Raw genomic sequence first — 14857 nt, 5'->3', positions numbered from 1 at the left:
CAATAAAAGGGAACAAAAATGCTGAGACACTCACTTATCAAGGTAGCCACGCTTGCGGCATTTGCCGGGGCGCTTGGCTTCTCGAACGCGGCGCTGGCGGCGGACAAGGTCACTGTCCAGCTCGACTGGGTCGTTCGTGGCAACCACGCCATGTTCTTCGTCGGCAAGGAAAAAGGCTTCTTCGCCAAGAACGACATCGACGTCGCCGAAATCCGCAAGGGTTCGGGTTCGCCGGATGCCATGCGGCTGGTGGGCAACGGGAACGCGGATTTCGGTTTCGGCGATCTCCCCACGCTTGCCGTCGCGCGCTCGCAGAACGTTCCGGTGGTGGCGGTGGCCGCCGTCAACCAGCACTCGCCGCTGGCGATCATGTCGCTCGCAAAGACGGTGAAGCTCGCCAAGCCGGCTGATCTCAAGGGCCTGACCATCGGCATCCATCCGGCGGGCTCGACATACATCTTCTTCAAGGGCTTCCTGGCGGCCAATGGCCTGACCGAAAAGGACATGACGCTGAACAGCGTCTCGCCGCCCTATGAGAGCTATCTGCTTCTGGGCCGGGTGCAGACGGTGGTCGGCTATGTCGACGCCGAGGTGCCCGAACTGGAGGCCAAGGCGGGCGGTCCGGGTTCGCTCAGCATCATGATGGGCGCCGACCATCGCTGGAAGGCTTATGGCTCTGGCCTGTTCACCTCGGAGGCGATGATCAAGGACAAGCCCGACGTCGCCGCCCGCTTCGTCAAGGCTTACAGGGAAGCCTTCGACTATGTCGTCGCCCATCCGGAAGAAGCTGCCGAGATCACGGCAAAGGCTGCTCCGGGCTATGCGGACAAGAAGGATGTGCTGCTGGCGCAAATCAACGCCGACATCGCCTCGACCTTCACCAGCCCCGACACCAAGGACCATGGCCTCGGCTGGATGACGAAGACGCAGTGGGAGGAAACCCTGAAGACGCTCACCGACCAGGGCGTACTCAAGGCGGCGCTGTCGGCCGACGACGTCTTCACCGACAAGTTCCTGGCGAAGGAATAAGGCACGATGTTCCGGGCGGACGCATCAATGAGCGCCTACCGGCACGCCAGGCCGTCCTGCAGCATGCTGCAGGACACCGCGCGCGCGCCCTTGGCGGCGTCGGTCCGGTCGAGCGTGATCTGCGCGCGGGTGGCGTATGCGCGGCCAGACAGGCCGCACCACAGCCGCTCGACCGGCAGGTTCTCGCGCTTGTCGTTGAGAATGGTGAAGGTGCCGGTCTTGGGGTCGAACCAGAGTTCGATGCGAGCGCTCTTGCCCGGCTCGATCGTGGCGATCCCCTCCGAATACCAGTGGGCAAAGTCGGCGTTGCAGGACACGCCTTCCGTGCCCGCATTCGAAATCGTCAACGGCACCATGTCGAGCCCGTCGGTGCCCTTGCGGACAATCACATGGTGCAACTCAACCGCGTTGGCGAGCGATGTGAACGCCAAAATCACGGGAAGGGCATAACGGATTTTCACTTTGCCTGAGCTCCATGGGGTAGTTTTCTCAGGCAGTCTATCTCGCTTCGGCGCAATAACAACAAGAATATTGATTGGAAAATCAAACAGAGAGGGTAATATGTTTAAGATCCTTAAGAGCAGTGTAAGTGCATTTATATTGTGCGGTGTCTTGATGGGCGGCGCGCTTGCCGGCGAAGTCAAGTCGATCGCCATCCTGACGCCCGAAGAGGGCACGGATTATGGCTGGAACCAGCAGGGCATCGACGCCGCCAAGGCAGCCGGCAAGGCCGCCGGCGTCGAGGTGGTCGTGGCCCAAGGCCTCGGCTATGGAGATGTCCGTCCGACGCTTCGCGAGCTCGCGTCCGACGGCGCCAGCCTGCTGATCGCGCATGCCAGCGGCTACAACACCTCGGCGCCCGAGATCGCCAAGGAACTGAAGGTTCCGGTGGCGATCGTCGACACGCCGAACGGCCTGGAGAAGGGCCTCGTCGCCGACTACACGCTGAGCGGTCACCAGGGCGCTTATCTGGCCGGCCGTCTCGCCGCCAAGATGTCGCGCTCGAAGTCGGTCGGCATCGTCGTCTCCGGCGAACCGCCATCGTGGAACTCGCAGTCGGCGGCGTTCGCGCAGGGCGTGAAGGCGGAGAACCCGGACGTCAAGATCACCTATGCGGTGATCGGGCCGGCCGCCTACAGTGACGCCGCAGGCGGCAAGCGCGTCACCGAAAGCGTTATCGCCTCGGGCGCCGACATCATCTTCGGCCAGGGCAACGGCTCCAGCTTCGGCATGCTGCAGGCGGTCGAGACGACCAAGGCCGCCGATGGCGGCAAGGTCTATTTCATCGACGTCATCGGCGACAAGTCGCCGATCGACAAGGGCTTCCTGCTGTCGTCGGTGGTGTGGAACATCGAACCGGTCTACGCGGCGATGATCGCCGACCTGAAGGCCGACACGTTCGGTACCAAGCACTATTCGATCGAACTCAAGGACAACTCGGTGCAGCTGCTGAAGACCGCCGCCATCCCGGACAAGGTCTGGGGCGAAATCCAGGCGCTGCGCGAGGACGTCATTTCCGGCAAGATCAAGGTCGAGCCGGTCTATGACGCGGCCGCCGTCAGGGCGCTGATGACAAGCGTCGCCCAGTAAGGCGATCAAAGTCGGCTGCCGGAGGGGCGATCGGTTCGCTCCTCCGGACCATTCCCGTTTTCTGGTGCTGGGCTTTCATGAGCAGTCTTTCTTCATCGCCCGTCGATATCAGCGACATCGTTGCGCTTGAAGGCGTGACCAAACGCTTTCCCGGCATTGTCGCCAATGACGGCATCGACCTGTCGATCCGCCCTGGCGAGGTGCATGTGCTGCTCGGCGAGAACGGCGCGGGAAAATCCACCTTGATCGGCATGCTGTCGGGCCTGCAGCAGCCGGACGAGGGGCGCATCCTTGTCGACGGCAAGCCGACGCCGATCACATCGCCGCGCCATGCGCTGGCGCTCGGCATTGGCACGGTGTTCCAGCACATGATGCTGGTACCCACCCTGACGGTCGCCGAGAACCTGCTTCTTGGCGGGCCGTGGTGGCAGCGTCCCAGGACCGAGGAGCTCGAGGCCCGCGTGGCCGAGATCACCCGCAGCCTCGGCATCACGGTGAAATTGCATGCCAGGGTTTCGGAACTCTCGCTCGGCGAGCAGCAGCAGGTCGAGATCCTGCGCGCCATGGTGCGCAACAGCCGCCTGCTGATCCTCGACGAATCCACCTCGATGCTGACACCGACGGGCATCGAGGAACTTGGCGCACTGATGCGCCGCCTCGTCGAGCAAGGATTGGCGATCGTCTTCATCACCCACAAGCTCAAGGAAGCGGCCGCCTTTGGCGACCGCATCTCGGTGTTGAAGCTCGGCCGCAAGGTCGGCGAAATACCACCCGAGCGGTTTCGCGCGCTTGGCGAACAGGAGATCATTTCCGAGATCGTGGAGTTGATGTTCGGCAAGCAGAAGGATGATCCCGAAGCGATCGAACGCCCGGCCCGCGCGGTCGATGCGCAAGCCGCGCCGCTGCTTCAGGTCGCGGATCTCACGGTCGCGCCGACCGACAACGCGCCCGGCCTGTCGTCGATCTCCTTCGACATCCGTCCGGGCGAGATACTCGGCATCGCCGGCATCGACGGCAACGGCCAGAAGCAGCTGGCGGAGGCCTTGGCCGGCCAGCGTGTGGCGACCGGTGGTTCGGTACGGCTGGAGGGCGTCTCCATCGAGACCCTGAGTGTCGGCGAACGCCGCCAGCGCGGTCTTCGCTACCTGACCGACGACCGGCTGGGCGAGGGCACTGTCGGCACGTTCCCGGTCTCCATCAATTTCTTCCTCAAGCAGGTCGGCGCGGCGCCCTTCTGGCGCGGCGGCGTCGAGCAGCGCGCCGAGATCGACAAGCGCGCCGCCGAGCTCGTGCGCGAATACGATGTGCGCACGCCAAGCCTGAAGACGCCGGTGGCGCGGCTTTCGGGGGGCAACATCCAGAAGGTGCTACTGGCGCGCGAACTGGCCGAGGGCGCGAAGGTGGTGATCTTCAACAAGCCGACCTACGGGCTCGATCTCGCCAACACGCTGGCCTCGCGCCAGCGCATCCGCGACACGGCGGCACGCGGCCTCGCCGTACTCCTGATCTCCACCGACCTCGAGGAACTGCTCAGCATGTGCGACCGTATCGCGGTGATCGCCAATGGCGCGCTGGTCGGCACCGTCGCCAATGCCAACGACGCCCGCACCAGGGTCGGCCGCCTGATGATCGGACTTGCCGCATGAGCATCGACACCGCACCCGCCGCCAGCGCCACCGCACTCGATGCCACGAGCGGGGCGGCCACGCGCCGTGACATTCTGCATCGGCTGCTGATGACGATTGGGCCGATCCTTGCCGCTCTCGTCATCGCCGGCTGCATCCTGCTTGCCGTGGGCGTCGACCCGCTCGCCTACTATGGCTATGTGCTGGAAAAGGGCCTGTTCTCGCCGCTCGGCATCCAGCAGACGCTGACGCGCATGGCGCCGCTGCTGTTTCTCGCCGCCGGCCTGATCGTGGCCTTTCGCGCCGGCATGTGGAATCTGGGCGGCGACGGCCAGTTCCTGCTCGGCGCGGTCACCGCGGCCGCAAGCGCTCCGGTGCTGGTGCAGATATTGCCCGCCTGGCTGGCGCTCTTCTGTTCGTTCCTGATCGCCATGCTGGTGGCCATCATCTGGTCGCTGGTGCCGGCGCTGCTGCGCGCCTATCAGGGCGTCAACGAGATCATCACCACGCTGATGATGACGTTCCTCGGCACGTCGCTCGCCAATGTGCTGGTCAAGCTGGTGTTTCGCGATCCAGGCACGACCGTGCCACAGACCCGCACGCTGCCGGTGGAAGACCGGCTGCCGCGCCTGTTTGAAACCACGATCACCAGTGGCCTGCTGCTCGGCCTGGCGGCAATCATCATCGTGCATCTGGTGATGACGCGCACGGCATTCGGGCTGAAATTGCGGATCGTCGGCGCCAACCCGCGCGCCGCGGTTCATGCGGGGCTGGGCGTGCCCGGGCTCACCATTGCGGTCTTTGCCATTTCGGCCGGACTCGCGGGTCTTGCCGGCGCTGTCGACATCATCGGCGTGCAGGGCAATGTCCGCGCCGACTGGAACCCCGCCTATGGGCTGGCGGTCATTCCGGCCGTGTTTCTCGCCCGCATGAACGGCTTTGCCGCGATAGGCTTCGTGTTCCTGCTTTCGGTGCTGTCGATCGGCGGCGAGAGCGCGGCGCGGCGACTTGGCGTGCCCAATCATTTCACGCTGGTGCTGGTCTCCATCGTGCTGATCGTGCTCGCTCTCGCCGAGTATGTCGACCACCGCTATCACCAGTCGAGAAAGGCCTGACATGACCGGGCTGTTCAGCGAAGTCTTTCTCAGCGCGTTGCTGTTTGGCGCCGTCACGGCGGCCATCCCGTTGTTGCTTGCCGGCCTCGGCGAACAGATGTCGGAAAAGGCCGGCGTGCTCAACATCGGCATCGAAGGCATGATGCTGGCCGGCGCCTATCTCGGCTTCGTCGGCGCCTTCTATTCGGGATCGCTGTGGCTGGGCTTCCTCACGGGTGCGGCCGGCGGCATTGCGGTGGCGCTGATCATGGCGCTGCTTTGCGTGCGCATCGGGCTGAACCAGATCGTCATCGGCATCGCGCTGACGCTTGGTCTCGAAGGTCTGACGGCGCTGCTTCACCATTTCCAGTTCTCGCGCAGTTATCCCCGCCTGCCGGCGGCGGACGCAACCGTCATTCCGCTGCTGTCGGACATTCCGATCATCGGCCCGGCCTTCTTCAAGCATCATCTGATCGTCTATCTGGCGGTCGCCCTTGTGTTCGGCATGGGCTACCTCTACCGGCGCACGCAGCTCGGCCTCAATCTGCAGGCCGCCGGCGACAAGCCGGCCGCGCTCGACGTTGCCGGCATCGACGTCATCAGGACCCGAACCATCGCCGTGCTGACGACCGGCGCGCTGGCCGGGCTCGGCGGCGCCTATCTCGCCAATGTCGGGGCGGGCCTGTTCATTCCGTTCATCACCAATGGCGCGGGCTTTCTCGGCATCGTGCTGGCCATGCTGGCGCGCGGGCGTCCGATCTGGGTGCTCTTCGGGGCGCTTTTGTTCGGCGTCTGCCTGTCGCTGACCACGGCCATGCAGGTGGCGGGCATCAACATCCCGACCGACGTCATCCAGATGCTGCCTTTCCTGGCGGTGATGATCATGCTGGTGCTGTTCGGGCGGCGGGCCAGCCTGCCGGCGGCGCTCGGCATTCCATACGAGCGCGGCGCGCGCTGACAGAAACCAGATGCGCGGATGGGGCCGCGCCGGAAACGGAGGCAACAATGTCGGATACCAAGGTCTACCTGCTCGACGGCGGCTCGCTCGTCCTCGACGGCTATCATGTCTTCTGGAATCGCGGCCCGGGCGGCGAAGTGCGCTTCCCCGTCTACTCGATCCTGATCGAGCATGCCGAGGGCCGCTTCCTCATCGACACCGGCTACGACTATGACCACGTCATGAAGGTGCTGCCTTTCGAGAAGCCGATCCAGGAAAAGCACCAGACCATTCCCGGCGCGCTGGCGCTGCTCGGGCTGGAGCCCAGGGATATCGATGTCGTCGTCAACTCGCATTTCCATTTCGACCATTGCGGCGGCAACAAGTATTTTCCGCACGCCAAGAAGATCTGCCATCGCACGGAGGTCCCGCAGGCCTGCAATCCGCAGCCCTTCGAACATCTCGGCTATTCCGACTTGAGCTTCTCGGCCGAGGCGGCCGAAGCGCGTGGCGCGACCGCCCAGTTGCTGGAGGGCACGACGCGCGCCAACTCGACCTTCGAGGGCATTGACGGTGACGTCGACCTCGCCAAGGGCGTCAAGCTGATCTCGACCCCCGGGCACTCGATCGGTCATTACAGCCTCCTGGTCGAGTTTCCCAAGCGCAAGCCGATCATGTTCACGATCGACGCCGCCTATACGCAGAAGAGCCTTGAAACGCTTTGCCAGGCAGCCTTCCATATCGACCCGGTCGCGGGCGTCAATTCGATGCGCAAGGTGAAAAAGCTCGCCGAGGATCACGGCGCCGAGCTGATGTACTCGCACGACATGGACAACTTCAAGACCTACAAAACCGGCACGCAGTTCTACGGCTGACCGCCGCCAATCCGGAGACCAAGACCATGCGCTATCTCGAACACGCCGATCCGGTCATCACCCTGACCGCTGGACCGGTGAACGCTTATGCCGAGGTGCTGCGGGGCCTCGGCCGCACCGTGCTTTACGATTACGACCCGGCCTTCCAGCTCTTCTACGAGAAGGTCGTCGACAAGGCGCAGAAGGCGATGCGGCTTTCCAACAAGCCTGTCATCCTGCATGGCGAGCCGGTGCTGGGCCTGGAAGCGGCGGCAGCGTCGCTGATCACGCCCGACGACGTGGTGCTCAACCTTGCCTCGGGTGTCTACGGCAAGGGGTTCGGCTACTGGGCGAAACGCTATTCGCCGCATCTGCTCGAGATCGAGGTGCCCTACAATGAGGCGATCGACCCGCAGGCGGTTGCCGACATGCTGAAGGCGCATCCGGAAATCACGGTCGTCTCCGTCTGCCATCACGACACCCCGTCGGGCACGATCAATCCGATCGATGCCATCGGCGCGCTGGTATCGGCGCATGGCGGCTACCTGATCGTCGATGCCGTCTCGTCGTTCGGGGGCATGAAGACGCATCCGGAGGACTGCAAGGCCGACATCTACGTCACCGGGCCGAACAAGTGCCTCGGCGCACCTCCCGGCCTGACCATGATGGGCGTCAGCGAGCGGGCCTGGGCCAAGATGAAGGCCAATCCGCTGGCGCCGCGCGCATCGATGCTGAGCATCGTCGATTGGGAAAATGCCTGGTCGAGGGAAAAGCCGTTTCCGTTCACGCCATCGGTCTCGGAAATCAACGGGCTCGATGTCGCGCTCGACCTCTATCTCAACGAGGGGCCGGAAGCGGTGTGGGCGCGCCATGCCCTGACCGCCAAGGCCATGCGTGCGGGCGCCACCGCGATGGGCCTGTCGATCTGGGCCGCCAGCGACACGATCGCCTCGCCGACGACGACCGCTGTCCGCACGCCGGATGGTGTCGACGAGAAAGCACTTCGCCAGGCAGCGCGCGCCCGCTACGGCGTGGTGTTTTCGTCGGGCCGGGGCGAGACATTGGGCAAGCTGACGCGCATTGGCCATATGGGCCCGACGGCGCAGCCGATCTACGCCGTCGCGGCACTGACGGCGCTTGGCGGCGCCATGAATGCGGAAGGCCGGAAGCTTGCGGTCGGCAAGGGCATCGACGCGGCGCTGGCCGTGATCGACGCCGACGCCTGAACAGACATCACCAGATTGCGCATTGAGGAGAAATTTCATGACTGAACGGCTTGCGGGAAAGACGGCGCTGGTGACGGGCGCCGCACAGGGCATCGGCAAGGCGATCGCGGCGCGGCTGGCGGCCGACGGCGCGACCGTCATCGTCAGCGACATCGATGCCGAGGGTGCGAAGGCCGCGGCCACCGCGATCGGCGGCAAGGCGAAGGCTGTCGCCGCCGACATTGCCGATCCGGCCTCGGTCAAGGCGCTGTTCGGCGAGATCCACGCGCTGACCGGCGGCGTCGACATCCTGGTCAACAATGCCAGCATCGTGCCGTTCGTCGCCTGGGACGATGTCGACCTCGACCATTGGCGCAAGATCATCGACGTCAACCTGACAGGGACGTTCATCGTCACCCGGGCGGCGACCGACCAGATGCGGGCGGCGGGCAAGGCCGGACGCGTGATCAGCATCGCCTCCAATACCTTCTTCGCCGGCACACCGAACATGGCGGCCTATGTCGCGGCCAAGGGCGGCGTCATCGGCTTCACCCGGGCGCTGGCTACCGAGCTTGGCAAGTACAACATCACCGCCAATGCGGTGACGCCGGGTCTGATCGAGAGCGATGGCGTCAAGGCCAGCCCGCACAACGAGGCGTTCGGCTTCGTCGAGATGCTGCAGGCGATGAAGGGCAAGGGCCAGCCCGAACACATCGCCGATGTCGTGGCATTTCTCGCATCCGATGACGCGCGCTGGATCACCGGCCAGACGCTCAACGTCGATGCGGGCATGATCCGGCATTAGAGGCCATCAACACATCGACAGCCACGGCCGGCAGGTTGCGGGCGACAGGGACCCGCCTGAGGCTATGTGGATCGATTCGACGAAAGCGGGGCTTTCCGTACTCGTTCGCAGGCTAAGTCGGGCTAGATCGGCCGAACGGCCCCACACGCCCCTGCTGATGACGGTGTTGCGGTAGGCTTCCCCAACCCGGTTGGGACTCGCGGCATTCAAAAGACCCACTGCAGCGCAAGGCCGACCACGGACAGTCCCATTGTGACTGTCGCAAGCCATCCGAGAAAGCGCAGCCAACCCTCAACGGGGAATTCGCCCATGATGTCGGAGCGCCCGGTCATCAGCATCATGACGACCATTACAGGGACGGCGCATATGCCGTTGATGACAGCGCTCCAATAAAGCGCCTTTATGGGATCGATCGGCGTGAACATGATCCCCATGCCCAGCGCCACAGCAGCGGCCAAGGTTGCATAAAATGCCATCGCTTCCTTCGGCTTGCGCTCCAGTCCCACTGGCCAACGGCGCGCCTCACCCACGGCGAAGGCGGCCGAGCCCGCCAGAACCGGAACCGCGAGAAGGCCGGTGCCGATAATCCCCATTGCAAAGATCGCAAATGCGAATTTGCCTGCGGCCGGCTCCAGCGCCTTGGCCGCATCGGTGGAGGAATTGATGTCGGTCACTCCGGCCTTGTGCAAGGTGGCGGCGGTCGTGACGATGATTGCAATGGCTATCAGGTTCGAAAAAGCCATGCCCACCAAGGTGTCGGCGCGAATGCGCTGGAAGGCGCCCGACGCCTGCCACGGTGCCCATCTCAGCGGCTTGGCCTTCGGGTCGATCTTCTCCTCTTCGACCTCTTGCGACGCCTGCCAGAAGAACAGGTAGGGAGAAATCGTGGTGCCGAGTATGGCCAGAAGCGTCGTGAAGAACGCTCGGTTCCATTCCATGTGCGGGAGAACGACCCCCTTGAGGGCCTCCCCCCATGGGATATCAGCCAGAAACGCAGCCACCACATAGGCAAAGAGGCTCAGCGTTGTCCATTTCAGGACCGTGACGTATCGGCTGTAGTCGAGAAAGACGATCGCCAGAACGCATGCCACGCCGAACGCAAGGACGTAAAGCGAGCTTGGGCCGCCCACCAGCAGTCGCAGCGCATCAGCCATCGCGCTCAGATCCGCCCCGATGTTGATCACGTTGGCGGCGAACAAAAGCAAGGCTACAAAATACATCAGGGCAGGCGGGTAGTATCGGGAGAGATTGCCGGAAATACCTCGACCTGTCGTCCGCCCTATCCGCGCGGCTATCTCCTGGATCGCGACCATGAGCGGAAAAGTGAATACCATGGTCCAACCGACATTGAACCCCAGCTGGGCGCCCGCTTGGCTGTACGTGCCGATGCCCGAAGGGTCGTCGTCCGAAGCGCCTGTGATGAAGCCAGGTCCGATTGTGCGCAGGAATCGCTGGACTGGCCCTTTTGCCCGAATGTTGCTCTGTTTCTCCGAGACTTCGACGCTCGTGTTGCTCATGCAGGTGCTCCAGAAACGCGGATCCTTCGAGATCCGCTTGAAGCAAAATTCGGCGATCGCCGTTCGGTTCCTTTAGCCATTGCTGAAACGCCCGGCAGTAGCCCCTCAGCGCGCGAGAAATATCATGTCGCCAGCAAAGGAGGCACACTCCAAGCGACAAGATACCAACGGCCGCTTGGGAGAAGCATTTTTGGTGGGAGGCAACCGCGGTTTGCGTTCGAGTACCGCCGCCCTTCGCGAGCGTGGACATTTGAGCCGCGCAGTTCGGCGCAACCATCGCGTAATCCGGCTTCAAACCCCACTTCTAGCGATATTCATCTAGAGTTAGTCCGTAGTAGTGTAAGCGAGATGCTGTTTCAGCGATTTATACGATTTTCGCGCGGAATATCTTTAAACCTGTAGGCGCGATCCCTACGTCATTCTCTGTTATGTCTATCAAGGCAACACCGATGTAACATCGCTCACGGCCACGCCTGCCCTCACTGGGGACTCGGGACGCGCGGTCATTTTCCCATACAATGAGCAGCCCAAACGTTCGACACGCCCTTAGCGCGTCGAGCGTGTCGGCGCGCAGTCTCCCCGCGTCATAGATCAACACCAACCGGGTGACCGTCGGGTGAACGAACTCGCGCGCCCCATAGGAGAGAAAAGATGGAAGCCCTACAATATCTCGGCCCGATGGAATGGGTGGCTATCGAGGTGGCCGTGCTCGTCATCGTGCTGGCGATCCTGTTCTGGTGGAGCGGCGTGGTCCGCTACATCCCGAACGACAGGCTCGGCATCTTGGAAAAACTATGGAGTTTTCGCGGCTCGGTCAGCAATGGCTTCATCGCGCTCAACCGTGAGGCAGGCTATCAGCCGGAAGTCGTGCGCGGCGGCCTGCATTTCTTCATGCCGTTCCAATATTCGATGCATCGCGCCAATCTTGTCACCATCCCGCAGGGTCAGATCGGCTATGTTTTTGCCCGTGATGGCAAGCCGCTGCCTCCGACGCAGACACTTGCTTCCAACACCGATGCCGATGATTTCCAGGATGTGCGCGGCTTTCTCGAAAAAGGTGGACAGAAGGGACCGCAACGCAAGATCTTGCGTGAAGGCACCTATGCCATCAATCTCGCACAGTTCATCGTGCTCACCGCCCAGTCAATCCATTCCGTTAATCTGAGCTCGTCGGAACAAAACCTTTTTGCCAATATGTCCAGCATGATCTCGGAGCGGGGCGGCTTTGAGCCAGTCGTCATCCACAATGCCGAGGACATGATCGGTATCGTCACCATCCATGACGGTCCGGCCTTGCCGGACGGCGAGATCATCGCACCGACCGTCGCCAACGATCCGAACGACCCGAACTTCCACAACAATTTCCAGGACCCGGAGAAGTTTCTCGATGCCGGTGGTTACCGTGGCCGCCAGTTGCAGGTGCTGGCCGACGGCAGCTACTTCCTCAATCGCATTTTCGCGACTGTCGAACTGGTCGAGAAGACGATCATTGACGTCGGCACGGTGGGTGTCGTCGTCTCCTATAACGGCCGCCACGGCACGGATATTTCCGGGCAGGCATACCGTCACGGCGAGCTGGTCGAAATCGGCGCACGCGGTGTCTGGTCGACGCCGCTGCTGCCAGGCAAGTATGCGTTCAATACCTATGCCGGCAATATCATCACCGTGCCGACCACCAACTTCGTGCTCAAATGGACGAAGGAGCAGTTTGGCGAACACAGGCTGGACGAGAACCTGTCTGAAGTGTCGTTGATCACCAAGGATGCGTTCGAGCCTGTGCTGCCGCTGTCCGTCGTCGTGCATATCGACTATATGAAGGCGCCACTCGTGGTGCAGCGTTTCGGCGACATCAAGCGGCTTGTCGAACAAACGCTCGATCCGATGGTTTCTGCTTATTTCAAGAATATCGCCCAGACCAAGACGCTGATCCAGCTTTTGCAGGAGCGTAGCGATATCCAGCGTAAATCGGGCGAGGAGATGCGCGAGAAATTCAATTCCTACAGCCTCGAGCTGCAGGAAGTGTTGATTGGTACGCCACGTGCCGGCAATGGCCAGAACAGCATAGAGCAGATCCTTATCCAGCTGCGCGAGCGCCAGATTGCGGTCGAAAAGGTCGAGACTTATAAATTGCAGGAGAAGGCGGCCATCCAGGAACGCACGTTGCGTGAGAAGGAGGCGCTCGCCGAACAGCAAGCCAAGATCACGACTTCGGCACTTACCATCGAGATCAGCGAGAACGAGGGCAAGGCGCAACTCGCCCGCACCCGCCAGCAGGCGGAAACCATTCAGGTCACTGCCAAGGCAGAGGCCGAGAAGGTGCGCCTCGGCGGCCAGGGCGAGGCCGACATGATCAAGGCTATCGCGCTTGCCGATGCCGAACGCATCAAGGCGACCGGTTTTGCGGATGCCGAGAGGGTTCGCGCCGTCGGCCTGGCGGAGGCCGAAGCCACCGAGAAGAAGGTCGCGGCCTTCGGCGGCCCGGACTATCAGCTCAACTCGCAGGTTCTCATGCGCTTCGCCGAGGCGATCGAAAATGGCAGGCTACCGCTCGTGCCGCAGATCCAGATCGGCGCTACCGGTGGCGAGAAGGGGGCCGCCAACGGCCTTGTCGAGATGATGCTTTCGATGCTCGTTGCCGACCGGGTTGGACCGCAAATCCTACCGGATGAGGTCCCGGCACCCGTTGAGGAGGAGTGATCGAGGATGGGCCGGTTGGACCGGCCCATTTTGCGCTCTGCCGAAACATGCCGGGATGGGGGCGGCGCCTGCAATCTTGGGCCGCCCTCGACCGTGGCTCTCCACCCAGCGAACCCGCATGCCGAAAAGCGGGCCGCATCAATCGGCCGCCGCAATACAAACATTGCGTGCGATAGTGGGTTTGAAGTGGTAGCGGGAGAGGGACTTGAACCCCCGACCCCAGGATTATGATTCCCGTGCTCTAACCAACTGAGCTACCCCGCCAGGGCGGCGAAAGGCCCGAAATCCGCCTTAAATCGCAAGGCATTTCGAGGCGTTCGCCAAGGTCGGGCGGATATAAGGTTGGGAGGGCGAGCCTGTCAAGCTTCGATGCATTCGATAGGGCCGCATATTCTCGATGGCGAAAAGCTTTGCCGCGCGAACACCTGGATGCGGCCGCCGGGGTTGAGTTCGACGGGGCACGTCGCTATGTCTCGGCCACGAGTTTTTAGAGTTTGAAACAGATGAAGCCGCGCATTGCAGTCCTCGGTTGCGGATACTGGGGCTCAAACCACATCCGCACCCTCAAGGCGCTCGGCGCGTTGCACGCGGTTTCCGACACCAATCGTGCCCGCGCCGAAGGTTTTGCCAGCGAACAGGACTGCCTGGCGATCGAGCCGGACCAGCTGTTCGTCCGCGATGACATCGACGCCATCATCATGGCCTTGCCGCCGCAGTTCCATGCCGACCTCGCCGTGCGCGCCGTCGAGAACGGCAAGGACGTGCTGGTGGAAAAGCCGATCGCGCTGACGGTGGCCGATGCCGAGCGCTCGGTGCAGGCGGCCAGGGACAATAAGCGTGTGTTCATGGTCGGCCATGTCCTGCGCTTCCATCCCGCCTTCGAGACGCTGAAAGGGCTGATCGACAAGGGCGAGCTCGGCGAGGTCCGTTACATCCATTCGCACCGGCTGGGGCTCGGCAAGTTCCATACCGAGAACGATGCGCTATGGGACCTGGCGCCGCACGATCTGTCGATGATCCTGGCCATCACCGGCACCGAGCCGATCGAGGTGCGCGGCGAGGGGGCGGCCCTCCTCGACAATCTCAGCGATTTCGCGCACCTGCATATGCGCTTTCCCAACGGGCTGCGCAGCCATCTCTTCACGTCGCGGCTCAACCCCTATCGCGAGCGCCGGCTGACCGTGGTCGGCACCAAGGCGATGGCTGTGTTCGACGATGTCGAGCCATGGGAGCGTAAGCTTGCGGTCTACCGCCACGCGGTGTGGCAGGACAGCGGCCAGTGGGCGTTCACCACCAACGAGCCGTCCTATGTCGCGGTTGCCCAGGGCATGCCGCTGACCCGCGAGCTGGAGCATTTCATCCAGTGCATCGAGACGCGCGCCGAACCGCGCACCAGCGGCGAGGAAGCGATCAGGGTGCTGCGCATCCTGACCGCTGGCACCGTCACTCACACCAAATCCTGAGACTGTTCGGAAATTCTACTGTTTGGAAATTCTACTGGGGC

Annotated in this window: 12 protein-coding genes, 1 tRNA gene and 1 pseudogene; 10 read left to right on the top strand and 4 right to left on the bottom strand. The window is 62.8% G+C overall.

Annotation, left to right across the window (positions count from 1 at the left end; genetic code table 11):
• Nucleotides 1–18 precede the first annotated feature (18 nt).
• Complete coding sequence (locus EN861_RS21610; RefSeq protein WP_135865496.1) at nt 19–1029, top strand: ABC transporter substrate-binding protein; 1011 nt, start codon at nt 19–21, stop codon at nt 1027–1029.
• Between the two features lie 35 nt (nt 1030–1064).
• Here EN861_RS21610 and EN861_RS21605 read toward each other — a convergent pair whose 3' ends face one another.
• Nucleotides 1065–1490: a hypothetical protein gene (locus EN861_RS21605; protein WP_135865494.1), complete on the bottom strand. Its 426-nt coding sequence runs from the start codon at nt 1488–1490 to the stop codon at nt 1065–1067.
• Between the two features lie 100 nt (nt 1491–1590).
• On the opposite strand from EN861_RS21605, the gene EN861_RS21600 reads away from it, so the two are divergent.
• The 7 genes from EN861_RS21600 (at nt 1591) to EN861_RS21570 (ending at nt 9139) form a co-directional block, all read left to right on the top strand.
• Nucleotides 1591–2619 (top strand): BMP family protein, encoded by a 1029-nt coding sequence (locus tag EN861_RS21600; RefSeq protein WP_135865492.1) that lies wholly within the window; start codon nt 1591–1593, stop codon nt 2617–2619.
• A 77-nt stretch (nt 2620–2696) separates the two neighbouring features.
• Complete coding sequence (locus EN861_RS21595) at nt 2697–4265, top strand: ABC transporter ATP-binding protein (RefSeq protein ID WP_135865490.1); 1569 nt, start codon at nt 2697–2699, stop codon at nt 4263–4265.
• Nucleotides 4262–5359 (top strand): ABC transporter permease, encoded by a 1098-nt coding sequence (locus EN861_RS21590; protein WP_135865488.1) that lies wholly within the window; start codon nt 4262–4264, stop codon nt 5357–5359. Before EN861_RS21595 ends, EN861_RS21590 begins: the two co-directional genes overlap by 4 nt.
• 1 nt (nt 5360) lies before the next feature.
• Nucleotides 5361–6296, top strand: a complete 936-nt coding sequence (locus EN861_RS21585) for an ABC transporter permease (RefSeq protein WP_127275680.1) — start codon at nt 5361–5363, stop codon at nt 6294–6296.
• Nucleotides 6297–6343: 47 nt separating this feature from the next.
• The gene (locus EN861_RS21580; protein WP_127275679.1) at nt 6344–7150 is read left to right on the top strand and encodes a 4-pyridoxolactonase; all 807 of its coding nucleotides are present in this window, start codon (nt 6344–6346) and stop codon (nt 7148–7150) included.
• 26 nt (nt 7151–7176) lie between these two features.
• On the top strand, nt 7177–8355 hold the full coding sequence (locus EN861_RS21575; RefSeq protein WP_135865486.1) for an alanine--glyoxylate aminotransferase family protein: 1179 nt from the start codon (nt 7177–7179) through the stop codon (nt 8353–8355).
• A 37-nt stretch (nt 8356–8392) separates the two neighbouring features.
• Nucleotides 8393–9139: an SDR family NAD(P)-dependent oxidoreductase gene (locus EN861_RS21570; RefSeq protein ID WP_135865483.1), complete on the top strand. Its 747-nt coding sequence runs from the start codon at nt 8393–8395 to the stop codon at nt 9137–9139.
• Between the two features lie 206 nt (nt 9140–9345).
• On the opposite strand, the gene EN861_RS21565 is transcribed toward EN861_RS21570, so the two are convergent.
• Nucleotides 9346–10656: an Nramp family divalent metal transporter gene (locus EN861_RS21565; RefSeq protein ID WP_135865481.1), complete on the bottom strand. Its 1311-nt coding sequence runs from the start codon at nt 10654–10656 to the stop codon at nt 9346–9348.
• A gap of 232 nt (nt 10657–10888) precedes the next feature.
• Nucleotides 10889–11002 (bottom strand): annotated as a pseudogene (locus EN861_RS36850) (MucR family transcriptional regulator); the annotation flags it as partial.
• Nucleotides 11003–11307: 305 nt separating this feature from the next.
• Between EN861_RS36850 and EN861_RS21555 the strand changes: the two are divergent.
• Nucleotides 11308–13353 (top strand): flotillin family protein, encoded by a 2046-nt coding sequence (locus tag EN861_RS21555; protein WP_135865479.1) that lies wholly within the window; start codon nt 11308–11310, stop codon nt 13351–13353.
• Between the two features lie 187 nt (nt 13354–13540).
• On the opposite strand, the gene EN861_RS21550 is transcribed toward EN861_RS21555, so the two are convergent.
• Nucleotides 13541–13617, bottom strand: a tRNA-Met gene (locus tag EN861_RS21550).
• A gap of 239 nt (nt 13618–13856) precedes the next feature.
• Here EN861_RS21550 and EN861_RS21545 point away from each other — a divergent pair.
• The gene (locus tag EN861_RS21545) at nt 13857–14816 is read left to right on the top strand and encodes a Gfo/Idh/MocA family oxidoreductase (RefSeq protein ID WP_127275674.1); all 960 of its coding nucleotides are present in this window, start codon (nt 13857–13859) and stop codon (nt 14814–14816) included.
• Nucleotides 14817–14857 lie beyond the last annotated feature (41 nt).

Origin of the sequence: Mesorhizobium sp. M8A.F.Ca.ET.218.01.1.1, assembly GCF_004791165.1 — a bacterium.
Lineage (GTDB): Bacteria > Pseudomonadota > Alphaproteobacteria > Rhizobiales > Rhizobiaceae > Mesorhizobium.
This window is presented reverse-complemented; position numbering and strand designations above follow the sequence as displayed.